Raw genomic sequence first — 20960 nt, forward strand, 5'->3', positions numbered from 1 at the left:
GCCCTGGTTCGCGCCTCGCTGCCACCGATCGCCGGCGTGTCCGCATCGACGCCCCCTTCCGCATCGGCCCGCCGTTTGCGGGTGTGGCATCGAGGGTGGTGCCTGCGACCGGATTCCGTCACGCCCTTCCGTGCCGGCGGAACCGGCCGTGGCCGGTTCCGCCGCGCGCTCCGGTGCATAAACCCGGCATTTTCTGTTTCGCTCCCCGTGGAGACACATGTCCAATTGGCGGCTGTCACTAGTTTTTATCGCCAGGTACATCAATCTGTTATCTAGCCCATGGTCGCCTTTCCCTTATTCTGATGATCATCAAATCCGGGGGGAGGAGAACGTGCTCGAAAGGTTGGGACTGTCGGCGGCCGACGAAGCCGTCTACTGGGCCATGTTGGACAATCCGACGTGGGACGTCGACGACCTCATCCGGGGTCTCGACATGCCGGAGACGGCCGTCCACGACGCCCTCGCCGCGCTTGCCGACCGCGCGATGATCCTGCCCTCGACGGGCCGGCCGGGTGAGCTGCGCGCGGTGAGCCCGCAGCTCGGCCTGCTCGCCCTCCTGGACCAGGCGGAGCAGCGGACGGTCGCCGAACAGGCCGGGATCCAGGCGACCCGCGCCTCGGTGCTGGCCCGCGCGGCGAGCCGGGACGGCCACCGCGAACGGGAGGAAATCGTCCGCCTCAAGGGGATCGACGAAGTCCGCGACCGGCTCTCCGAACACGCTCGCACCGTCGCCGAGAGCGTCATGATGCTGACCGTGGGTCGGGCGATTCCACCACAGATCAGGGAAACCGGCGGAGCCCTGAGCCGGATGGCACTGGCCCGTGGTGTGACGATTCGTCACATCTATCAGGAAACGCTACTGAAGGATCCGGCCTCCTGCGCATATGCGGAGGCCATGGCCGAATACGGGGAGGAAAGTCGGGTCATGCCGGGCGCGCCGATGCGAATGACGCTCGTGGACCGCAGAATCGCGCTCCTGCCGAGTGCCTCCCGGGCCCAGCGGGGCGCGGTGGAAATCCGCAGTGTCCGCCTGGTCTCCGCGCTCTGCCTGCTGTTCGACCTGCTGTGGGAGAAGAGCGTCCCGCTGTCCCGTCCGGCCGACGGCAACCCCGACGGGCTGACCGAGCAGGCGAGCGCCATCCTGCGGCTGCTCCGCTGTGGACGCACCGACGAGGCGATCGGCCGCCAGCTCGGCCTGTCTGAACGCACCGTACGCCGCACGGTCGCCGACCTCATGAAGCGGCTGGACGCCGACAGCCGCTTCCAGGCCGGCGTGGAAGCGGCTCTCCGCGGCTGGATCTGACGGTGTTAAGAAGGGCCCCCGCCTCTACCGAATCCGTTAAGCGGGGGCCCCTCCTTACACCTCAAGCCCCGCGGAGGGTGGCCCCCACGCGCTCCGCGGCGAGGGCGACCGCCGCGTCCCGGGCGGCCACCGCCTCCTCGCCGGCGAGCGTCCGGTCGGGCGCCCGGAACGTCAGCTTGTACGCAAGCGACTTCCGTCCCGCGCCGAGCTGCTCCGAGGCGTAGACGTCGAAGAGTCGGACGTCCTCCAGCAGCGCGCCGGCCCCCTCGACCAGGGCCCGCTGCACCTCGGCCGCCGGCACCGCCTCGTCGACCACGAGCGCCACGTCGATCAGGGCCGGCGGGAACGTGGAGACGGCCGGCCCGGCCGCCAGCGGCGCGGCCGGAAGCGCGTCCAGGTCCAGCTCCATGGCGCTGGTACGCCGGGGCAGCTCCAGCGCCGCCACCACGGCCGGGTGCAGTTCGCCGGCGTGACCCACGACGGCGTCGTCGACGAGCAGCTCGGCGCAGCGGCCCGGGTGCCACGGGGCGCGCTCACCGGCCCGGACGGTGACCCGGTCGGCGGGGATGCCGGCGGCGTCGAGCACCGCCCGGCCCGCCTCGACGGCGTCCGCCCAGCTTGCCGCGCGGCCCGCGCCCCACCAGCCGGCCGGCTCGATCTCCCCGCACAACGCCACCGCCACGTGCCGCGGCTGCGATGGCACCACCGCGTCGGCGGCGGCGAACTCCTCGTCGGTGGGCCGCCGGTCCACACCCATGGCCGGCGGGGCGCCGGCGCCCGGACGCGGGTGGAAGACCGCGCCGATCTCGTAGATCGCGACGTCCCGCTGGCCCCGGCCGACGTTGCGCCGGACGATGCCGAGCAGCGGGCCGAGCAGGGTGGTGCGCAGCAGCGGCTCCTCCTCGGACAGCGGGTTCGCCACCCGCACCGCGGGCCGGCGCGGGTCGTCGGCCGGCAGGCCGAGCTGGTCGGCCAGCTCCGGCGCGACGAACGGCTGCGCCAGCACCTCGACCCAGCCACGCTCGGCGAGCGAGCGGGCCACCGCGCGACGGCGCTGCTGCGGCGGGGTCAGGCCCCGGCCGGGGCGCGCGGTGGGCAGCACCGACGGCACCCGGTCGTACCCGTCGAGGCGGACCACCTCCTCCACCAGGTCGGCCGGATCGGTCAGGTCGGGCCGCCAGCTCGGCGGCGTCACGGTCAGCACCTCGCCGGCCCCGGCGGCGGCCACCCCGGCCGCCCCCGGGTCCTCGCCGAGCCGGTCCGCGCCCCGGGTGACCGCGCACCCGACCTGCTCCAGCAGCTCCACCACCCGGTCGGTTGGGTAGGACACGCCGATCCGGCGCGACGGCAGGTCCACCGGCAGTGTGACCGGCGGAAGCGGGCGGACGTGGTCGAGGTCGAGCACCTCGGTGCCGGCCGTGCCGCCGGCCAGGTCGGTGAGCAGCCGGACCGCCTTCTCCAGCGCGACAAGCGGCAGCGCCGGGTCGACACCCCGCTCCCAGCGCTTCGCGGCCTCGCTGAACAGCTTGTGCCGCCGGGCGGTGCGGCCGACCATGGCCGGATCCCAGTGCGCCGCCTCGAACAGCACGTTCGTGGTGGAGGCGAGCACCTCGCTCGTCTCGCCGCCCATCACCGCGGCCAGCGAGATCGGCCCCGTCTCGTCGCAGATGACCATGTCCGCCGGCGCGAGGGCGCGGCTCACCCCGTCGAGCGTGGTCAGCTTCTCCCCCGGCTCGGCGCGACGCACCACGAGCGGCCCGGCGATCCGGTCGGCGTCGAAGGCGTGCATCGGCTGGCCGAGTTCGAGCATCAGGTAGTTGGTGAGGTCGACCGGCAGCGAGATGCTGCGGATGCCGGCCGCGGTGAGCCGCTGCCGCATCCAGTCGGGCGTGGCGACGGTCGGGTCCACGCCGCGCACCATCCGGGCGGCGAACCGGTCGCAGCCGACCGTGTCCCGCACCTCCACCGGGTACGCCGGCTCGGCGGTCCCGCCGGTGGCCGGCACGTCGGCCGGGTCGCGGAACGGCACGCCGAGCGCGTGCGACAGCTCCCGGGCGATGCCGCGGACGCTCAGCGCGTACCCCCGGTCCGGGGTGATCTCCATCTCGACCACGACGTCGTCGAGGCCGACGACCGGCCGCGCGTCATCGCCGGGCTGGGCCTTCACGTCCGCCGGCAGCACGATGATGCCCGAGTGGTCGTCGCCCAGGCCCAGCTCCTTCGCCGAGCAGATCATGCCGTGGGAGTTGCGCCCGTACGTCTTGCGCGCGCCGATGGCGAAGTCGCCCGGCAGCACGCCGCCCGGGAGGATCACCACGACCTTGTCGCCCGGGGCGAAGTTGCGCGCCCCGCAGACGATCTCCTGCGGCTCGCCGGTGCCGTTCGCGGCCCCCACGTCCACCCGGCAGAAGCGGATCGGCTTCTTGAAACCGGTCAGCTCCTCGATCTCCAGGACCTCACCCACGACCAGCGGACCGGTGACGGTCGCCCGCAGGTCCACGATCGACTCAACCTCGATGCCCAGGTCGACGAGCGCCTGCTCCAGGTCGCCGATGGGCAGGTCGGCGGGGAGGTCCACGTACTCCCGCAGCCAACTGACAGAAACTCGCATGACTGTTAGACCACCGTTTCCCTTGCTCAGGCGCCGAACGCGCGGGTGAACCGCACGTCGCCCTCGGCCATGTCCCGCATGTCGCTGACCCCGTGCCGGACCATCACGGTCCGGTCGATGCCCATGCCGAACGCGAATCCGGAGTAGACCTCCGGGTCGATGCCGCAGGCGCGCAGCACCCGCGGGTTGACCATGCCGCAGCCGCCCCACTCGACCCACTGCGGCCCGTCCCGGTGCTCCGGGAACCAGACGTCGAACTCCGCCGACGGCTCGGTGAACGGGAAGTAGTGCGGACGCCAGCGGGTCTTCGCGCCCTCGCCGAACATGGCCCGGGCGAAGTGGTCGAGCGTGCCGCGCAGGTGCGCCATGGTGATGCCCCGGTCCACCACCAGGCCCTCGACCTGGTGGAAGACCGGCGCGTGGGTGGCGTCCAGCTCGTCGGTGCGGTAGACCCGGCCGGGCACCACCACGTAGATCGGCGGCTTGCGGGTGAGCATGGTGCGCGCCTGCACCGGCGACGTGTGGGTCCGAAGAACGAGGCCCGAGCCCGCTGAGCCGGCCGCAGCCGCGGCAGAGCCGTCGGCAGGTGCGATGTGGAAGGTGTCCATCAGGCCCCGCGCCGGGTGATCGGCCGGGATGTTGAGCGCGTCGAAGTTCGTCCACTCCAACTCGACCTCAGGCCCCTCGGCCACCTCGTAGCCCATGCCGACGAACAGGTCGCTGATCTGCTCCATCAGCACGGTCAGCGGGTGGCGGGCGCCGCGCGGCCGGCGGTCGTACGGCAGGGTCACGTCGACCCGCTCCTCCACCAGCACCCGCTCGGCCTGCTCGCGGTCCAGGATCTCCTGCCGGGCGGCGTACGCGGACTCGATCGCCCGGCGGGCTTCGTTGACCCGCTTGCCGGCGTCGGACTTCGCGGCCGGCGGCAGCGCGCCGATCTCCCGGCGCGCGAGCGACACCGGGGACCGGTCCCCCAGGTGCGCCGGGCGCAGCGCGGTCAGCGCGTCCGGGTCGGCGGCGGCGGCGAACGCCTTCTCGGCGTCGGCCACGGCCCCGGCCAGGGCGTCCGGGTCGAGCAGGGCGACCTGCTTCGGGTCGTACGGATCGTTGCGGTAGCTCATGGTGAACGGGCACTCCCTCACGGCGGCGCCGGCCCTTGCACAGGTCGGCGAGGCGAGTCTACGGACGCGCGGCTTCGCCGCAGCCCGCCGGTGGGGAGTCGTGCAGGGAGAAGGGTCAGGCCCGCCGCCCGCCGACACCGGCGGGCTGGCTAAACGAACGCCGTGGCGCGTTCATCACGAGGCGGACTCCCCTGCTGTTTCGCGCGTGCCCCCGGGGGCACGCAGTGCTCTGGCGGAAGAATACAGGCAGACGGCCGCCGCCGCAGCCAGGTTCAGGCTCTCCGCCCGGCCGTGCAGCGGCACCCGGACGCGGGCGTCGGCGACCGCGGTCAACTCCTCGGGCAGGCCGTGCGCCTCCGAGCCGAACAGCCACCCGGTGGGCGCGGCGAGCCGGCCGGCGTCGGCGAGATCGTCGAGGTCGCTGTCGCCGTACCCGGTGGTGGCGAAGATGGACAGCCCGGCGGCCCGCAGCGCCCCGACCACCCGGAGCGGGTCGTCGGCGCGGACCACGTCGACGTGGAACAGGCTGCCGGCGGACGCCCGCACGCACTTGCCGTTGTAGGGGTCGACGGCCTCGCCGGCGAAGACCACCGCGCCCGCGCCGGCCGCGTCGGCGGTGCGCAGCACGGTCCCGGCGTTGCCCGGGTCGCGGATCCCGGCCAGCACCGCGACCAGGCGCGGCCGGCGCGCCAGGGCCTCGTCCAGCCGGACGTCGAGGTGCCGGCAGACCGCCACCAGGCCCTGCGGGGCCACGGTCTCGGCGAGCGCCGCGAGGGCGTCGTCGGTGACCTCGGAGACCGGCACGTCGGCCCGGGCGGCGGTGGCGGCGAGGTCGGCGTACCGGTCCAGGGCGGCCGGCGTGCCGAACAGCTCGATCACCGTGCCGCCGCGGGCGAGCGCCTCGCGGACGGCCTGCGGCCCCTCGGCCAGGAACCGGCCGGCCTGGTCGCGGTCGCGCCGGCGGTGCAGCCGGCGGGCCGCCGCGACCCTGGGGGTACGCGGGGTGAACGGGCCGGGAACAGCGTCGAGGCGCCTCCCCTGCGACGGTGACTGCATGGGAGACGCCTCGATCTGCCGTACGGGTGGGTGTCAGGCGGCCTGGGCCGCGGCGCCACCGGTGCCCTCGGCCGCCACGGCGGCGCGGGCCAGCTCGACGATCGCCGCGAACGCGGCGGCGTCGTTGACGGCCAGGTCGGCCAGGATCTTGCGGTCGACCTCGATGCCGGCCAGGCGCAGGCCCTGGATCAGCCGGTTGTAGGTCATGCCGTTGGCCCGGGCCCCGGCGTTGATCCGCTGGATCCAGAGCTGCCGGAAGTCGCCCTTGCGGTCGCGACGGTCCCGGTAGGCGTACTGCATCGAGTGCAGCACCTGCTCCTTGGCCTTGCGGTAGAGCCGGGAGCGCTGACCGCGGTAACCGCTCGCGGACTCCAGCAGGGTACGACGCTTCTTCTGGGCGTTAACAGCCCGCTTGACGCGTGCCATCTCAACTCCTTCTTCGGTTCAGGTGGCGCGCGTCAGCGGCCGAGCAGCTTCTTGATGCGCTTGGTGTCGGCCTTGGCCAGCTCGACCGTGCCGGTCAGCCGACGGGTCCGGGTGCTGGCCTTCTTCTCCAGGTTGTGGCGGAGGCCGGCCTGCTGGGCAACGATCTTGCCCTTGCCGGTCACCTTGACCCGCTTGCCCATACCCGTGTGGCTCTTCATCTTCGGCATGTGGAACGTCTCTCCCTGTTACTGGCCGCTGGTGTCAGCGGTCGGGCCGGTCTCGCCGGCTGCGGCGGTGCCGCCGGCCGTCGGGGCCTCGCCACCTGCCGGGGCTGCGGACTCCTCCGCGGCGCGGTCCCGAGGCCCGCCGCGGGACGCCGTCGCGGCGACCGCGGAGGCCTTCACGGCCCGGTGCGGAGCGAGCACCATGATCATGTTTCGACCGTCCTGCTTCGGAGCGGCCTCGACGTATCCCAGGTCCGTGATCTCGGACTCGAGCCGGCGCAGGAGCCGGTAACCCAGCTCCGGACGGCTCTGCTCGCGACCGCGGAACATGATCGTCACCTTGACCTTGTCGCCCGCCTTGAGGAACCGCACCACGTGACCCTTCTTGGTCTCGTAGTCGTGCGGGTCGATCTTCGGCCGGAGCTTCATCTCCTTGATGACGGTCTGCTGCTGGTTACGCCGCGCTTCGCGCGCCTTGAGTGCGCTCTCGTATTTGAACTTTCCGAAGTCCATGAGCTTGCACACCGGCGGGCGCGCCATCGGCGCAACCTCGACCAGGTCCAGATCGACGTCCGCGGCCAGTTGCAGAGCGCGCTCCAGCGGGACGATGCCCACCTGCTCACCCTCAGGACCGACCAGTCGGACCTCACGTGCCCGGATCTGCTCGTTCACGCGTGGTTCGACGCTGATGGGGCCTCCTCGAGTCGAGTGTCCTACGGTGCCGACTCCGCGGGCCCCCGGGTGGGAGCCGACCCGGAAAGCAGAAGGCCCCGGCGTATGCCAGGGCCCACTCGACCGGTCGGCACGATCACAGGATCGCGCATCCGGGATCGGGACGTGCCCGAAACCGGGGACCGGACCCGGACGCCTGGGCGGCGACTCGGGTGGGAGCGGGCGCTCCGCTTCGCGACCGCCCGCTCGTCAGGGACGGGGGCAGTCTGGTCGACTCCGCAACACTACACCCCCGGCCCAGGCGCGCCCAAACCGGGCCGCAGGTCAGCGGGGTGCCGCGTGGTTGGCGGCGAGCCCGGCCAGGTGCGCCTGGTGCAGGCGCCGCAACGCGCGGACCGCCTCGACCGCGCTCTCCTTGTCGGCGGCCTGCAACGCGACCATCGGCAGCAGGTCGTCGTCGTGCAGCTCCAGGCTGGCCCACGGGGCGCCCCGGTCGAACCGGACCCCGCGGATCACCTCCCAGGGCAGCTCGTACGAGCCGAGCACGTTGCGCACCCGCACGCCGTTCGCGTCGGCGACCACGCGGGGGCGGGTGAACAGCAGGAACCCGAGCGCGCCGAACACGCCCAGCCCGACCATGGCGAACTGGTCGCCGCGCTGGAACGAGCCGTAGCCGTCGCCGGTGGCGCCGGTCAGCGAGGTCGCGACCAGGCTGAACACCACGAGCAGCGTGATCGCCGCCGCCCAGCAGACCACCCGGACGCGGCGGGGCCGCACGGTCACCACGGAATCGCTCACCCGACCAGTCTGCCATCCGGCTCGCGCTCGCGTTCGGCCGCCACACGGACCGGCACCCGCCACCGGACGCCGGCCACCAGCACCGCCAGCAGCGTGAGCACGGCGCCGGCGAGCACCGGGAGCCGGACGCCCGGCCCGCCGGGCAGCGCCGCGTCCAGCAGCAGCGCGCCGCTGAGCTGCCCGGCCACCAGCGCCAGCCCGGTCCGCAGCACCCCCGCGGCGCGTACGCCGACGAGCAGGGCGAGCACGATGCCGACGCCGAACACGCCGCCGACGTAGAGCCACCACTGCGTGGGCCAGGCCGCGTGATCGCCGAACGCGCCGGTCAGCACCGCCACCGCGCCGATCACCGACGAGCTGACCACGAAGTTCACCGCCAGCCCGGCGGCCGGCCCGATCCCGGCCGCGACCCGGCCGTTGAGCGCGGACTGGAGCGACACCGCCAGCCCGCCGACGACCGAGAGCAGCACCATCCCGACCGCCAGGTCGCCGACCGGCCGGCCGAGCTGCGCGAGTGCCACCGCGCCGATGCCGAGCGCCGCCCCGGCCACCCGGGGCGTGGTGAACGGCAGCCGCCCGACGGCGGCCAGCCCGACCCGGTCGACACCCAGGCCGCCGAGGCTCCCACCGGCCACCTGGGCGATTGTGTATACCGCCACCCCGAGCACCGGCACCACCGCCGGCGCGGTCAGCACGATCACCGCCCCGCCGACCCCGCCGAGGTAGGACCACCAGGGCAGGCGGGCCCGGCGCAGCCCGGCCAGCCCGGTCCGCATCGCCGGCAACACGGCCAGCCCGACCAGCACGATCAGGCAGCCGCCCACGTTGTTGACCACCGCGCCGAGCACCGGATCACCGGTCCGCTCCCCCAGCTCGGCGTTGATCACGCCCTGGGCGGCGGACGCCATGCCACCCAGGACGACGACGGTCAGCGCGGCCGGGAGCGGCAGCGGCCTCACAGTCGACAGGCGTGGATGTTGGTGACCAGGATCGCCCGCGCGCCCAGGTCGTAGAGCTCGTCCATGATCCGGTGCACGTCGTCGCGGAGCACCATCGCCTGCACCGCGACCCAGCCCTCCCGGTGCAGCGGCGAGACCGTGGGTGACTCGATGCCCGGCGTGAGCGCGCTGGCCCGGTCGAGCAGCCCGGCCGGCACGTCGTAGGCGAGCATCACGTAGCGGCGGGCGACCAGCACGCCGTGCAGCCGGCGTTCCAACTGCTCCTGCTGGGCGCCGCCGGGCGCGCCGGTGCGCCGGACCAGCACCGCCGAGGAGCGCAGCAGCGGCTCGCCGAAGACCACCAGCCCGGCCTGGCGCAGCGTGGCGCCGGTCTCCACCACGTCGGCCACCACGTCGGCCACGCCGAGCCGGATGGCGTTCTCCACCGCGCCGTCGAGCCGGATCACCTCGGCCTTGACGTCCAGCTCGGCCAGGTGCCGCTCGACCAGACCCGGGTACGCGGTGGCGATCCGGTGCCCGCCCAGCTCCCGTACGTCGTCCACGTCCTGCGGGCGGGCGGCGAACCGGAAGGTGGCCCGGCCGAAGGCCAGGTCCATCACCTCCTCGGCCGGCGCGCCGGAGTCGATCAGCAGGTCCCGCCCGGTGATCCCGACGTCCAGGTCACCGGAGCCGACGTAGGTGGCGATGTCCTTGGGGCGCAGGTAGAAGAAGTCGATGTCGTTGGGCTCGTCCCGGCAGACCAGGTCCTTCGGGTCGGTGCGCTGGCGGTAGCCCGCCTCGCGCAGCATCTGGGCGGCCTTCTCGGCCAGGGCGCCCTTGTTGGGTACGGCGACGCGCAGCATGGGAGTGCTCCTTCGTTCGATCGGATGATCAGCGGACGGGCACTCAGAGATGTCGGTAGACGTCCTTCAGCTCCAGCCCGGTGGCCAGCATCAGCACCTGCGCCTGGTAGAGCAGTTGGGAGATCTCCTCCGCGGTCCGTTCCGGGCCCTCGTGCTCGGCCGCCATCCACGACTCGGCCGCCTCCTCGACGACCTTCTTGCCGATGAAGTGCACGCCCTTGGCGAGCGCGTCGACCGTGCCGGAGCCCGGGGTGCCGGCGGCGGCCTTGGCCTGCAGCTCGGCGAACAACTCCTCGAACGTCTTCACGGAGGGCGATTCTTCCAGCCGTCCCCGACGGGCGCGCCCACCGGGTCCCCCGGCGTCGCCCACCTCACCAGCCGTCCCCGCCGGGCAGTCGACACGGGGCCACCTCCACCCGCAAAGAAAGCAAGCTTTCGAAATAGTGGTTTCGAAAGTAGTCTTTCGACATGACCGAGCAACGTCCCCGCGAGATCACGGACGTGGACACCCTCCGGGCCTTCACCCATCCGTTGCGCCTGCGCATCCTGAATGCCGTCGGCCTCCACGGGCCGCTGACCGCCACCGAGGTTTCCGAACGCGTCGGCGAGAGCCCCGCCAACTGCTCCTGGCACCTGCGTCAGCTCGCCAAGTACGGCTTCGTCGCCGACGCCGGTGGCGGCACCGGACGGCAGCGACCGTGGCGTCTGGTCACCGACGGCCACCGGTGGGGCGACGGAGACGAGAGCCCCGAGCTGGCCAGGGCCGGCGACGCCGCCGCCCGGGTCCTGCTCGACCTGGAATACCGCAAGCTCTGGGACTGGATGGCCGCCCGCCGCCAGGACTCCCCAGCGTGGCGTGACGCCGGGTTCTTCAACCAGTTCATCGGCTGGTACACCGCCGAGGAAATGGCCGGGCTCCGGGATGAGATCCGCGCGCTCTTCGCCCGGCACCTGGCGCGGCTCGACGACCCGGGGAGCCGGCCACCCGGGTCCCGCCCGGTTCGGATGGTGGCCTGGGGCGTGCCGGAGGTGGAGCGGTGAGAGGACTGCTACGTCGCCCGGACGTCCGGCTGTTCTTCATCGCGCTGACCGTGAGCACGATCGCCGAGTCGGTGCTGCTGCTGGCGCTTGCCGTATGGGTCAAGCAGCTCACCGGCTCCGACGGGCTGGCGGGCGCCACGTTCGTCGCGCTGACCGCCCCGATGGTGCTCGCGCCGCTGGTCGGTTGGGTGGTGGACCGGCTGCCCCGACGCCGGCTGTTCGTGGCGCTCAACGCCGCGACGGCCGTCCTGCTGCTACCGCTGCTGACCGTGCACGACGCCGGCCGGCTCTGGGTGGTCTACGCGGTGGCCGCCGGTTACGGGCTGTCCTATCTCGCGCTCGGCGCCACGGTCACCGCGCTCGTGCAGGAACTGGTCCCCGGCGCACTGCTGCCCGACGCCAACGGCGCGGCCCAGACCGTCAAGCAGGGACTGCGCCTCGCGGGCCCACTGCTCGGCGCCGGGCTGTACGTCCTCCTCGGCGGCCCGGCCCTGGCCGCCGTCTGCGCCGCCGGGTTCCTGTTGTCGGCACTGACCGGGCTGGCCCTACGGCCGTCGCCGACAGCCTGCACACCCCGGGCGCCCGGGGCCACGGACACCAGAGCCCCGGTTGTCGTCGCCGAGGTGGCCGGCCCGGATCGCGCGGGCGGGCGACACGAGCTGGTCGCCGGCGTCCGGCACCTGATGGGCGAGCCGGCGCTACGCCGCGCCACAGTGGCCGCCGTGATCGCCATGATCGGGTTGGGCTTCGGCGAGACGCTCTGGTTCGCGTACGTCGACCAGGGGCTCGGCCGGGAACCGGCCTTCCTCGGCGTGCTGGTCTCGCTCCAGGGCGTCGGCGGCCTGGCCGGCGGGCTCGGGTCGGCGGCGCTGGTGCGCCGGTGCGGCGAGCTGGGCGCGATGGCGATCGGCGTGGCCTGCGTCGCCGTCGCAAGCGTGGCGCTGACCCGACCGGTTCTCGCCCTCGCCGTGGCGGCCAGCCTGCTGATCGGGCTGGGCCTGCCGGTCGCCTGGGTGGCCGTGATCACGCTGGTGCAGCGGGGTACCGCACCCGATCTGGTGGGCCGGGCCTCAGCCGCGCTGGACGCGCTGGCGAGCGGTCCACAGGCCGTGGCCATCGGTGCCGGCGCACTCCTCGTCGGGCTGGTCGACTACCGCCTGCTCTACGCCGCGATCGGCGTCGTGCTCACGGCTGCCGCCGGCTATCTCGTCACCGGCCGCCGCCTGACGACACCTCCCACGGTCGATCACCCGGCCACCTCCGACGCCGTCCCAGCCACAGCGGGGTAGCCCCTGCCACGCCGCCTCTTCCGCCAGCCGCCGGAGCCGAACTCACCACCGACCCACCGCGACCCCGAGCACCGGCGATCATGAGGTTGGCGGCAGTCCGCCTCCGACTTGTCGCCGTCAACCTCATGATCGACAGGGCTGGAGGGCGGTGGTCAGGCGAAGCCGACGCGGTGGGCGTTCGCGGCGTCCAGGGCGCGGACGGCGAGCGCGGCGTCCAACGCGGCCACGGTGGCCGCCCAGCCCTTGTCCTCGGCCGAGCCGGGCAGCCCGGCCCGGTCCCGGGCCTGCTCGATGGTGTCCACCGTGAGCACGCCGTGCGCCACCGGCTTGCCCTCGTCCAGCGCCACCCGGGTCAGCCCCTCGGTGACCGACTGGCAGACGTAGTCGAAGTGGGCGGTCGCGCCGCGCACCACGACGCCGAGCGCGACCACCACGTCGAAGCGCCGGGCCATCGCCTGGGCCACCACCGGCAGCTCCACCGAGCCGGCCACCCGGGCCACCACGGCCCGCGCGCCGCACGCCTGCGCGGCGGCCACCGCCCGGTCGGCCATGTGGTCGGTCAGCTCGCCGTGCCAGCGCGCGGCCACCACGCCGACGGTCATCCCGGCGGCGTCCACCGCGGTCACGCCCGGCTCCCCGAAACCCGCCATCTCCTACGCTCCCCTCTCGTCACCGGCGACCGGACGCCCCATCGGCGCCTCGCCCACCTCGCCCGGCCCGGCCAGCCCATCCGGCCCGGCCAGCCCATCCGGCCCGGCCAGCCCATCCGGCCCGGCCAGCCCATCCGGCCCGGCCAGCCCATCCGGCCCGGCCAGCCCATCCGGCCCGGCCAGCCCATCCGGCCCGGCCAGCCCATCCGGCCCGGACGGCCCGTCCAGACCGTCCAGCAGGTGGCCCATCCGGTCCCGCTTGGTGCGCAGGTAGCGCACGTTCTCCGGGTTGGACCGCACCGGCAACCCCTCCCGGCCGGTGACGGTGAGGCCGTACCCCTCCAGTCCGGCCCGCTTGGCCGGGTTGTTGGTCAGCAGCCGCATCGAGCGGACGCCGAGGTCGTACAGGATCTGCGCGCCGGTGCCGTAGTCCCGCGCGTCGGCCGGCAGTCCGAGGTCGAGGTTGGCGTCCACGGTGTCGCGTCCCTGGTCCTGGAGCTGGTACGCCTGGAGCTTGTGCAGCAGGCCGATGCCGCGACCCTCGTGGCCGCGCATGTAGAGGACCACCCCGCGCCCCTCCTGGGCCACCCGGGCCAGGGCGGCCTGCAACTGCGGGCCGCAGTCGCAGCGCAGCGAGCCGAACACGTCCCCGGTGAGGCACTCGGAGTGCACCCGGACCAGCACGTCCCGGCCGTCGCCGAGGTCACCGAAGACAAGCGCGACGTGCTCGGCCGGGTCGTGCGTGGCGCGGTAGCCGAGCGCCCGGAACACGCCGTACGGCGTGGGCATCCGCGCCTCGGCGGCCAGCTCCACCTGCTTCTCGGTGCGCCGCCGGTAAGCGATCAGGTCGGCGATGGTGACGAGCGTCAGCCCGTGCTCGGCGCAGAACTTCTCCAGGTCCGGCAGGCGCATCATGGTGCCGTCGTCGTTGACCAGCTCGCAGAGCACGCCGGCCGGGCGCAGGCCGGCCAGCCGGGTCAGGTCGACCGCCGCCTCGGTGTGCCCGGGGCGCCGCAGCACCCCGCCCGACCGGGCCCGCAGCGGCACCACGTGACCCGGGCGGGCCAGGTCGGTCGGGTCGGTGCCGGCGTCGGCGAGCAGCCGGATGGTGTGCGACCGGTCGGCGGCCGAGATGCCGGTGCTGACCCCCTCCCGGGCGTCCACGGTCACCGTGTACGCGGTGCCGCGCCGGTCCTGGTTGGTGTGGTGCATCGGCGGCAGGTCCAGCCGGTCGCACTCGTCCTCGGTCAGCGGCACGCACACGTACCCGGAGGTGTGCCGGACCATGAACGCGAGCAGCTCGGGCGTGGCCAGCTCGGCCGCGAAGATCAGGTCGCCCTCGTTCTCCCGGTCGAAGTCGTCGACCACGACCACGGGCCGGCCGGCGGCGATGTCCGCCACCGCCTGTTCGATCGAACCGAAGCTGGTCATGCCACGACCTCCGAGTACGTCGCCGGGATCGGGGTGCGGGCGGCCACGGCGGCGCGGGAGGTGCGCCACCAGGTGTGGAAGCCGGCCGCGCAGAACGCGCCGTAGACCAGGTACATGGCGGCCGACGGGTAGAAGCCGCCGCGCAGCAGCAGCGGCACGCCGACCGCGTCGACGGCGATCCAGACCAGCCAGAACTCCACCCAGCCGCGGGCCATGCCGTAGGTGGCCAGCAGGCTGCCGACCAGGATCCAGGCGTCCGCGAGCGGCCCCCACGAACCGAGCGCGGCAAGCGCCGGGTAGGCGACGGCGGTGCCGACGGCGGCGGCGACGAGCAGGCCGAGCCGTTCCCGGCCGGTGGCCCAGCGCGGCACCACGGCCGGCTCCGCGCCGCCGCCGGACCGGCGGTTGCGCGTCCAGCGCCACCAGCCGTAGACGCTCACCGCGAAGAAGAAGACCTGGCGGCCGGCCTGGCCGTAGAGGTCGTGCGCCTGCGGGGTGGCGAAGACGCCACCGAGGAACACGGTGAACAGCAGCCCGTTGCCGATCATGCCGACCGGCCAGGCCCAGACCACCCGGCGCAGCCCGAGCAGCGCCGAGACCAGCCCGAACACGTTGCCCACGACCTCCCGGACCAGCACCGGCGAACCGGCCACGTGCACCTGGGCGTCGAGCAGCCAGGCGATCGGGCCGGTCACCGCGCACCGCCCATCAGCCGCTCGACGTACTTGGCCAGCACGTCCACCTCCAGGTTGACCGGGTCGCCGGGCCCCTTGGCGCCGAGCGTGGTGAGTTTCAGGGTGGTCGGGATCAGCCCGACGGTGAACCAGTCGTCGCCCACCTCCGCGACGGTGAGCGACACGCCGTCGACGGTGATCGAGCCCTTCTCCACCACGTAGCGGGCCAGCCCGGCCGGCAGCCGGAACCGGACCGTCTCCCACTGCGCGGCCGGTTCCCGGGCGGTCACCTCGCCGACGCCGTCGACGTGCCCCTGCACCAGGTGCCCGCCGAGCCGGCTGTTCAACGCGGCGGCCCGCTCCAGGTTGACCGGGTCGCCGGGGCGCAGCGCCCCGAGCGCGGTGCGGCGCAGCGTCTCGCCCATCACGTCGGCGGTGAAGACGCCCGCGTCGGCGTCGACCACGGTCAGGCAGACCCCGTTGACCGCGATGGAGTCGCCGTGCCGGGCGTCCGAGGTGACGAGCGGGCCGCGAATGGCGACAAGCGCCGAGTCGTCGCCGGTCTCGGTGCTCCGGACGATCTCGCCCAGTTCCTCGACGATGCCGGTGAACATGGTCAGGCCTCCCTCTTCCGGGGCAGCGCGGTGATCCGCAGGTCGGGTCCGACGGGCGTAACGTCGGTGATCTCCAGGTCGATGGCGTCGGCGATGGTCGGCACGCCCGCGTCCGCGAGTGCGGTGGGGCCGGCGCCGAGCAGCTTCGGCGCGACGTAGCCGACGATCCGGTCGACCAGGCCGGCGGCGAGGAACGCGCCGGCAAGCGTGGGGCCGCCCTCCAGCAGCGCGGCCCGCACGCCCCGGTGGTGCAGCTCGGCGAGGAGCGCCGCCAGGTCGACCCGGCCGTCCGGGCCGGCGCCGACCTCCGCGGCGGTCGCCACCCAGGTGCGCGCGGCGCCGTCGCGGACCCGGGCGTCGGCCGGGGTACGCCCCGAGCTGTCCACCACGACCCGCAGCGGCTGCCGGATGGCGAGCGTGCCGTCGCGCAGGTTGCGCGCGGTGAGCCGGGGATCGTCGGCGAGCACGGTGCCCACCCCGGCCAGCACCGCGTCGACGGTGCCGCGCAGCGCGTGCACGTCGGTGCGGGCCGCCTCCGAGGTGATCCACATGCTGGTGCCGTCGGCGGCGGCGGAGCGCCCGTCGAGCGTGGCCGCGTACTTCCAGATGAGGTACGGCCAGCCGCGGCGCATCGAGGTGAGCCAGGCGACGTTGCCGGCCTCGGCCTCCGCGGCGCGTACCCCGAGGGTGACCCGGACCCCGGCGGCGCGCAGCGTGGCCGCGCCGCCGGAGGCCACCGGGTTGGGGTCGGGCACGGCGATCACCACGCGGGCGACACCGGCGGCGATGAGCGCGTGGCTGCACGGGCCGGTGCGGCCGGTGTGGTCGCACGGTTCCAGGGTGACCACCGCGGTGCCGCCGCGGGCGCGCCGGCCGGCCTGCGCCAGCGCGACGATCTCGGCGTGCGGGCCGCCGGCGTACGCGTGGAAGCCCTCGCCGACGACCTCGCCGTCGGCGTCGAGCAGCACGCAGCCGACGATCGGGTTGGGGCTGGTGGCGCCGAGGCCGCGGGTGGCCAGCGCGACGGCACGACGCATCGCCTCGTCGACGGTGACGCTCGCCATGGCCGGTCCTGCCCTCCCGCTCGCCGGTCACGCGCGGGCGGGGTGGGAGGTGGCGGCGGGGTGGCCGCGGACACGCGGCGGCGGAGAACCCGGGAACGGCATGGCCGGCCCCGGGGAGCCCACGGTGCGCTGAGGGTGCTCAGCGGCCGGCGGGCCTCCCCCGTCCGCGCGCTGTCTCCCATCCGGACTTTCTGGGGGCGGACGAGCCGCACCCCAACCGTCGGCCCCGGATTCTCACCAGGTCCACCGTCCGGCCGAAGCCGTCCGGGTCGCGGGCTTACCACGGTCGGACCGTGGATCACCGCCGGTTCGGAATTTCACCGAGCCCCGCCAGCGCGTGGTGGGTACCCCGGAAGTCTTACACGTTCCGGCGCGACGCGCGCCACAGAGGCGAGCTACCTCACAGGCGCGGGCGTCCGGTCAGGTGACGCCGCGGCGGCGGTCGACCGCCACGTACGACCCGGGTTGGCTCTTGGCCACCGTCTTCATCTCCGACGCCACGGCGATGGCCTCCAGCGGGTCGGTGAACCGTTTGCCGCTGTCGGACAGCGACACGCCGATGGAGAGGGTGACCAGCGCGGCCCGGCGGATGTTGCCCCGCCGGTCCTTCAGCTCGACGAAGCCGCGCTCCCGGTCGGTCGGGTCGTAGAGCCCGTCGGCGGCCGTCTCGAAGTCGACCACCGCGCGGCTGGTCAACGGCCGGACCTGGGTGGGGGCGCAGACGATGACGAAGTCGTCGCCGCCGACGTGGCCGAGGAAGGCCGGCGGCAGCCCGATCGACACCACCGCCCGGTGCAGGCTGCGCGCGAGCGCGGAGATGAACTCGTCGCCGCGGACGAAGCCGTACCGGTCGTTCACGCTCTTGAACCGGTCGATGTCGACGTAGCCGACGGCGTAGTCGACGCCGCTGCGCACCCGGTCGCTGATCTCCCGCCGGATGCGGCTGTTGCCGGGCAGGCCGGTCAGCGGGGAGACCTCGCGGAACTCCTTGTTGCGGCGCAGCGTGGAGCTGACCCGGGCGACCAGCTCGGCGGTGTCGAACGGCTTGACCAGGTAGTCGTCGGCGCCGGCGCTGAGCCCGTTGACCTTGTCGGAGGTCATGCCCTTGGCGGTCAGCATGATCACCGGCAGCGCCGAGGTCATCGGGTCGGCGCGCAGCCGGCGGGTCAGCTCCAGGCCGTCGACGCGGGGCATCATCAGGTCGACCACGGCCAGGTCCGGCCGTTGCCGCTCGATGACCTCCAGCGCCTCCTGGCCGTCGGCGGCGTGCAGCACCTCGAAGCCGTGCAGGCGCAGGTTGAACTCGACGAAGCGGGCGATGTCCTCGTCGTCGTCGACGACCAGGATGACGTCGGGGCGGTCGCCGGCCGGGTCCATCTCAGGCCCCGGTCGTCGCGCGTTCCGCCAGGCCCCGCAGGCGGCGTACGGCCTCGGCCGGGTCGTCGGCGCCGTAGACCGCGGTGCCGGCGACGAACGCGTCGGCGCCGGCGGCGGCGGCCTGCTCGATGGTGTCCGCGGCGATGCCGCCGTCGACCTCGATCCGCAGCTCCAGGTGCCCGCTGTCCACGTGCCGGCGGGCCGTGCGCACCTTGTCCAGCAGCGACGGCAGGAAACGCTGGCCGCCGAAGCCGGCCTTGATCGTCATGATCAGCAGCGTGTCGAAGCTGGGCAACAGGTCCAGGTACGGCTCGATCGGGGTGTCCCGGTCGATCGCCAGCCCCGCCTTCGCCCCGGCCGAGCGCAGGTCCTTGGCCAACGCCACCGGGTCGTCGCACGCCTCGGCGTGGAACGTCACGTTGTACGCCCCGGCGTCGGCGTAGCCGGGGGCCCAGCGGCGCGGATCGGTGATCATGAGGTGCACGTCGAACGGGATATCGGTCACCGCGCGCAGGCTCTGCACCACCGGCAGGCCGATGGTGAGGTTGGGCACGAAGTGGTTGTCCATGACGTCCACGTGCAGCCAGTCGGCGGCGGACTCCACGGCGCGGACCTCGTCGGCGAGGCGGGCGAAATCGGCGGCCAGGATGCTTGGCGCGACGACGGGCGGCGGTACGGTCACCGGGCCAGTGTACGAACGCGGTCGCCGGCCGGTCGCGGCACGGCACCACAAGGAACAGGCTGTGACCCTTCCGTCACCTGTGGTGCAGAATCGGCCCGGACGGACGGGGAATCGGCACGAATAGTCGTCTGTGACTGGCCGATCGATTGAAAGATGACGAAACTCCTACCGGGACGGTCACATATGCTGCACGCCCGGGCGCGGGGGCGCCGCACGGGCCCGCGGCGACCGGATGCCATCTCTCCGGCGAAGGGGCGGACGATGCGACGGTGGCTCCACGCGCTCGCGCTCGTGGGCGCGGTGACGGCGATGCTCGCCGGCTGCGCCCCGGCGCACCGGGCCGACGGGGACCTCATCGACGACTGGGCGGCGTTGCCGGCGCCGCGGGTGTTCGTCCCGGCCACCGACGCGTGCCTGCCGCGGCTGACCGCGGTGGTGCAGGCGGCCACCTACGAGACGGTGGACTGCGCGGGCAGCCACCTGGCCGAGGCGGTGCACGTCGGCTCCTTCACCGGACGGGCGGCGGGCGGTGCCCGCCCGGAGCCGGGCTCGCCGGAGCTGCGCGGCGCCCGGACCGAGTGCGACCAGCGGGCCCGGGAGATGATCGGCGGGGACTGGCACGCCGCCCGGCTCACCCTGAACATCGCGCTGCCACCGGCGACCGCCTGGATGGCCGGCGCCCGCTGGTTCCGCTGCGACCTGGCCGAGACCGACAGCATCGACAACACCCGGCCGGTCAACCGGGTGGGCAGCCTGCGCGGCGCGCTCGTCGGCGACAACCCGCTCGTGCACCGCTGCTTCGACCCGAAGCTGATCGGCGCGAACCTCAACTACATGGCGCCGGTGCTGTGCACCGAACCGCACCGGGCCGAGTTCGTCGGCGTCTACTCCGAACGGGACATGAGCTGGGCGGAGTTCGCCCGGAGCGCGCCGTCGGCGCACCGGCGCTGCATGACGCTGATCGCCGCGTTCGCCGACGTGCCGGACAATGCCGAGCTGCCCTACCGGGCCGGGTCCATCTTCTATCCGCCGTCACAGCGGGAGTGGGAGGAGGGCGACCGGGGGGTGCGGTGTTTCCTGTGGAGCGACGACCGCAAACTGACCCGCTCGATGCGCGACGCCGGCCCCGAGGGACTCCCCGTGATCTAGGGCCCGGTGCCGTATGCTGCGTCGCCGAGGCGTACCGGTCGGCCGGGCGGCTCCGGACGGCGGGGAGGTCGGTCGCGATGCGGCGATGGTGGGCGGCGGTCGCCGCGGGCGCGGCTGCGGTGCTGGCGCTCGGCGGCTGTCAGGCGCCGGCCGGGGTCGACCGCGACCTGACCGACGAGTGGCCCGCCTTCGCCGCCCCGGTGGGTTTCGTGCCGGAGACCGACGTCTGCCATCCCACCGTCGCCGACGTCGGCTACCTCAGCGGCTACCAACCGGTCGACTGCGCCGCCGAGCACCGGGCGGAGACGCTGCACGTCGGCACGCTCACCGGCCCGGAGGCCGACCGCTCCGCGCCGCCGCGGGCCGGTTCGGCGGGGATCCGGGCCGCGCACGCCGAGTGCGCCCGGCAGGTGACCCGGGCCGTCGGCGGCGACTGGCGCTCCGGGCGGTTGCAGCTGTCCGTGGTCTTCCCGTCGGCCCTGGCCTGGTCCGGCGGCGCCCGTTGGTACCGCTGCGACGTCGCCGAGGTGTCGGACCTGGACGAGGGCAACGTGACCGCACGCACCGGCAGCCTGCGCGGCGCGCTCAAGCGCGGCTCACCGCTGGCGCTCGCCTGCTTCAACCCGAAGCTGAGCAAGGACGAGGTCCAGGCGATGCGGCCGGTGGCCTGCACGGCGAAGCACCACGCCGAGTTCGTCGGGATCTACCAGGCGCCCGACATCCCCTACGCCGAGTTCCAGCGCACCTCGCTGCGGGCGCACAAGGCCTGCCGGGGGCTGATCGCGAAGTACGCCAAGCTGCCGGACGACAACAACCTGCAGTACCGGGCCGGCACCATCATCTACCACCCGTTCGAGCAGCAGTGGCGCGACGGGGACCGGGGCGTGCAGTGCTTCCTCTGGGTGTCCGACCGGACGCTCACCCGTTCGGTCCGGGGCGCCGGCGGGAAGGCGTTGCCGATCACCTGAGCCGGGGGC

General features: G+C 73.8%; 21 protein-coding genes, 1 pseudogene and 1 riboswitch. Of the genes and pseudogenes, 5 read left to right on the forward strand and 17 right to left on the reverse strand.

Annotation, left to right across the window (positions count from 1 at the left end; genetic code table 11):
- Positions 1 to 382: 382 nt before the first annotated feature.
- Positions 383 to 1303, forward strand: a complete 921-nt coding sequence (locus O7602_RS17405; RefSeq protein WP_348651335.1) for a helix-turn-helix transcriptional regulator — start codon at positions 383 to 385, stop codon at positions 1301 to 1303.
- A gap of 61 nt (positions 1304 to 1364) precedes the next feature.
- Here the strand turns inward: O7602_RS17405 and pheT are convergent, their stop codons facing one another.
- The 10 genes from pheT to O7602_RS17455 form a co-directional block, all read right to left on the reverse strand.
- On the reverse strand, positions 1365 to 3914 hold the full coding sequence (gene pheT / locus O7602_RS17410; RefSeq protein WP_281583693.1) for a phenylalanine--tRNA ligase subunit beta: 2550 nt from the start codon (positions 3912 to 3914) through the stop codon (positions 1365 to 1367).
- Positions 3915 to 3940: 26 nt separating this feature from the next.
- Positions 3941 to 5035 (reverse strand): phenylalanine--tRNA ligase subunit alpha, encoded by a 1095-nt coding sequence (pheS, locus tag O7602_RS17415; RefSeq protein WP_281583694.1) that lies wholly within the window; start codon positions 5033 to 5035, stop codon positions 3941 to 3943.
- Positions 5036 to 5209: 174 nt separating this feature from the next.
- On the reverse strand, positions 5210 to 6091 hold the full coding sequence (locus O7602_RS17420; protein ID WP_281583695.1) for an RNA methyltransferase: 882 nt from the start codon (positions 6089 to 6091) through the stop codon (positions 5210 to 5212).
- Positions 6092 to 6124: 33 nt separating this feature from the next.
- Entirely contained in the window at positions 6125 to 6517 is a 393-nt protein-coding gene (rplT, locus tag O7602_RS17425; protein ID WP_281583696.1) for a 50S ribosomal protein L20, read from the reverse strand.
- Positions 6518 to 6549: 32 nt separating this feature from the next.
- Positions 6550 to 6744: a 50S ribosomal protein L35 gene (rpmI, locus tag O7602_RS17430; protein WP_281583697.1), complete on the reverse strand. Its 195-nt coding sequence runs from the start codon at positions 6742 to 6744 to the stop codon at positions 6550 to 6552.
- Between the two features lie 18 nt (positions 6745 to 6762).
- Positions 6763 to 7413 carry a translation initiation factor IF-3 gene (gene infC, locus O7602_RS17435; RefSeq protein WP_281583698.1) on the reverse strand — a complete coding sequence of 217 codons (651 nt, stop codon included), beginning with the start codon at positions 7411 to 7413 and terminating at the stop codon, positions 6763 to 6765.
- A gap of 324 nt (positions 7414 to 7737) precedes the next feature.
- Positions 7738 to 8211 carry a PH domain-containing protein gene (locus O7602_RS17440; protein ID WP_281583699.1) on the reverse strand — a complete coding sequence of 158 codons (474 nt, stop codon included), beginning with the start codon at positions 8209 to 8211 and terminating at the stop codon, positions 7738 to 7740.
- Positions 8208 to 9170 (reverse strand): DMT family transporter, encoded by a 963-nt coding sequence (locus O7602_RS17445; protein ID WP_281583700.1) that lies wholly within the window; start codon positions 9168 to 9170, stop codon positions 8208 to 8210. The genes O7602_RS17440 and O7602_RS17445 overlap by 4 nt, the downstream gene beginning before the upstream one ends.
- Positions 9167 to 10012 carry an ATP phosphoribosyltransferase gene (hisG, locus tag O7602_RS17450; protein WP_281583701.1) on the reverse strand — a complete coding sequence of 282 codons (846 nt, stop codon included), beginning with the start codon at positions 10010 to 10012 and terminating at the stop codon, positions 9167 to 9169. Before hisG ends, O7602_RS17445 begins: the two co-directional genes overlap by 4 nt.
- A gap of 43 nt (positions 10013 to 10055) precedes the next feature.
- Entirely contained in the window at positions 10056 to 10337 is a 282-nt protein-coding gene (locus O7602_RS17455; protein WP_348651336.1) for a phosphoribosyl-ATP diphosphatase, read from the reverse strand.
- Between the two features lie 143 nt (positions 10338 to 10480).
- Here O7602_RS17455 and O7602_RS17460 point away from each other — a divergent pair, with 143 nt between their 5' ends.
- Entirely contained in the window at positions 10481 to 11053 is a 573-nt protein-coding gene (locus tag O7602_RS17460; protein ID WP_281583703.1) for a helix-turn-helix domain-containing protein, read from the forward strand.
- Positions 11050 to 12342 (forward strand): MFS transporter, encoded by a 1293-nt coding sequence (locus O7602_RS17465; RefSeq protein ID WP_281583704.1) that lies wholly within the window; start codon positions 11050 to 11052, stop codon positions 12340 to 12342. Before O7602_RS17460 ends, O7602_RS17465 begins: the two co-directional genes overlap by 4 nt.
- A gap of 152 nt (positions 12343 to 12494) precedes the next feature.
- Here the strand turns inward: O7602_RS17465 and ribH are convergent, their stop codons facing one another.
- The 7 genes and pseudogenes from ribH to rpe form a co-directional block, all read right to left on the reverse strand.
- Positions 12495 to 12992: a 6,7-dimethyl-8-ribityllumazine synthase gene (gene ribH / locus O7602_RS17470; protein WP_281583705.1), complete on the reverse strand. Its 498-nt coding sequence runs from the start codon at positions 12990 to 12992 to the stop codon at positions 12495 to 12497.
- A 234-nt stretch (positions 12993 to 13226) separates the two neighbouring features.
- Positions 13227 to 14423: pseudogene (locus O7602_RS17475) on the reverse strand (bifunctional 3,4-dihydroxy-2-butanone-4-phosphate synthase/GTP cyclohydrolase II); the annotation flags it as partial.
- The gene (gene pnuC, locus O7602_RS17480; protein ID WP_281583706.1) at positions 14420 to 15118 is read right to left on the reverse strand and encodes a nicotinamide riboside transporter PnuC; all 699 of its coding nucleotides are present in this window, start codon (positions 15116 to 15118) and stop codon (positions 14420 to 14422) included. The pseudogene O7602_RS17475 and the gene pnuC, both read right to left, overlap by 4 nt.
- Positions 15115 to 15711 carry a riboflavin synthase gene (locus O7602_RS17485; protein ID WP_281583707.1) on the reverse strand — a complete coding sequence of 199 codons (597 nt, stop codon included), beginning with the start codon at positions 15709 to 15711 and terminating at the stop codon, positions 15115 to 15117. Before O7602_RS17485 ends, pnuC begins: the two co-directional genes overlap by 4 nt.
- A 2-nt stretch (positions 15712 to 15713) precedes the next feature.
- On the reverse strand, positions 15714 to 16775 hold the full coding sequence (gene ribD, locus O7602_RS17490) for a bifunctional diaminohydroxyphosphoribosylaminopyrimidine deaminase/5-amino-6-(5-phosphoribosylamino)uracil reductase RibD (RefSeq protein ID WP_281583708.1): 1062 nt from the start codon (positions 16773 to 16775) through the stop codon (positions 15714 to 15716).
- A 166-nt stretch (positions 16776 to 16941) separates the two neighbouring features.
- A riboswitch (FMN riboswitch) is annotated at positions 16942 to 17114 on the reverse strand.
- A gap of 81 nt (positions 17115 to 17195) precedes the next feature.
- Positions 17196 to 18152 (reverse strand): response regulator, encoded by a 957-nt coding sequence (locus tag O7602_RS17495; RefSeq protein ID WP_281583709.1) that lies wholly within the window; start codon positions 18150 to 18152, stop codon positions 17196 to 17198.
- A 1-nt stretch (position 18153) separates the two neighbouring features.
- On the reverse strand, positions 18154 to 18834 hold the full coding sequence (gene rpe / locus O7602_RS17500) for a ribulose-phosphate 3-epimerase (protein WP_281583710.1): 681 nt from the start codon (positions 18832 to 18834) through the stop codon (positions 18154 to 18156).
- Between the two features lie 261 nt (positions 18835 to 19095).
- Here rpe and O7602_RS17505 point away from each other — a divergent pair, with 261 nt between their 5' ends.
- A complete protein-coding gene (locus tag O7602_RS17505) occupies positions 19096 to 19983 on the forward strand; it encodes a septum formation family protein (RefSeq protein WP_281583711.1) in 888 nt (295 codons plus the stop codon).
- 77 nt (positions 19984 to 20060) lie between these two features.
- The gene (locus O7602_RS17510; protein WP_281583712.1) at positions 20061 to 20951 is read left to right on the forward strand and encodes a septum formation family protein; all 891 of its coding nucleotides are present in this window, start codon (positions 20061 to 20063) and stop codon (positions 20949 to 20951) included.
- Positions 20952 to 20960: the final 9 nt, after the last annotated feature.

This window comes from Micromonospora sp. WMMD1128, assembly GCF_027497235.1.
In the GTDB taxonomy this organism is placed as follows: domain Bacteria; phylum Actinomycetota; class Actinomycetes; order Mycobacteriales; family Micromonosporaceae; genus Micromonospora.

Excerpts from the sequence above, each read along its gene's own strand:
- O7602_RS17405 (WP_348651335.1), top strand. The coding sequence starts at position 383 with ATGTTGGACAATCCGACGTGGGACGTCGACGACCTCATCCGGGGTCTC.
- pheT (WP_281583693.1), bottom strand. The coding sequence starts at position 3,914 with ATGCGAGTTTCTGTCAGTTGGCTGCGGGAGTACGTGGACCTCCCCGCC.
- pheS (WP_281583694.1), bottom strand. The coding sequence starts at position 5,035 with ATGAGCTACCGCAACGATCCGTACGACCCGAAGCAGGTCGCCCTGCTC.
- O7602_RS17420 (WP_281583695.1), bottom strand. The coding sequence starts at position 6,091 with ATGCAGTCACCGTCGCAGGGGAGGCGCCTCGACGCTGTTCCCGGCCCG.
- rplT (WP_281583696.1), bottom strand. The coding sequence starts at position 6,517 with ATGGCACGCGTCAAGCGGGCTGTTAACGCCCAGAAGAAGCGTCGTACC.
- rpmI (WP_281583697.1), bottom strand. The coding sequence starts at position 6,744 with ATGCCGAAGATGAAGAGCCACACGGGTATGGGCAAGCGGGTCAAGGTG.
- hisG (WP_281583701.1), bottom strand. The coding sequence starts at position 10,012 with ATGCTGCGCGTCGCCGTACCCAACAAGGGCGCCCTGGCCGAGAAGGCC.
- O7602_RS17460 (WP_281583703.1), top strand. The coding sequence starts at position 10,481 with ATGACCGAGCAACGTCCCCGCGAGATCACGGACGTGGACACCCTCCGG.
- ribH (WP_281583705.1), bottom strand. The coding sequence starts at position 12,992 with ATGGCGGGTTTCGGGGAGCCGGGCGTGACCGCGGTGGACGCCGCCGGG.
- O7602_RS17485 (WP_281583707.1), bottom strand. The coding sequence starts at position 15,711 with ATGTTCACCGGCATCGTCGAGGAACTGGGCGAGATCGTCCGGAGCACC.
- ribD (WP_281583708.1), bottom strand. The coding sequence starts at position 16,775 with ATGGCGAGCGTCACCGTCGACGAGGCGATGCGTCGTGCCGTCGCGCTG.
- O7602_RS17495 (WP_281583709.1), bottom strand. The coding sequence starts at position 18,152 with ATGGACCCGGCCGGCGACCGCCCCGACGTCATCCTGGTCGTCGACGAC.
- O7602_RS17505 (WP_281583711.1), top strand. The coding sequence starts at position 19,096 with ATGCGACGGTGGCTCCACGCGCTCGCGCTCGTGGGCGCGGTGACGGCG.
- O7602_RS17510 (WP_281583712.1), top strand. The coding sequence starts at position 20,061 with ATGCGGCGATGGTGGGCGGCGGTCGCCGCGGGCGCGGCTGCGGTGCTG.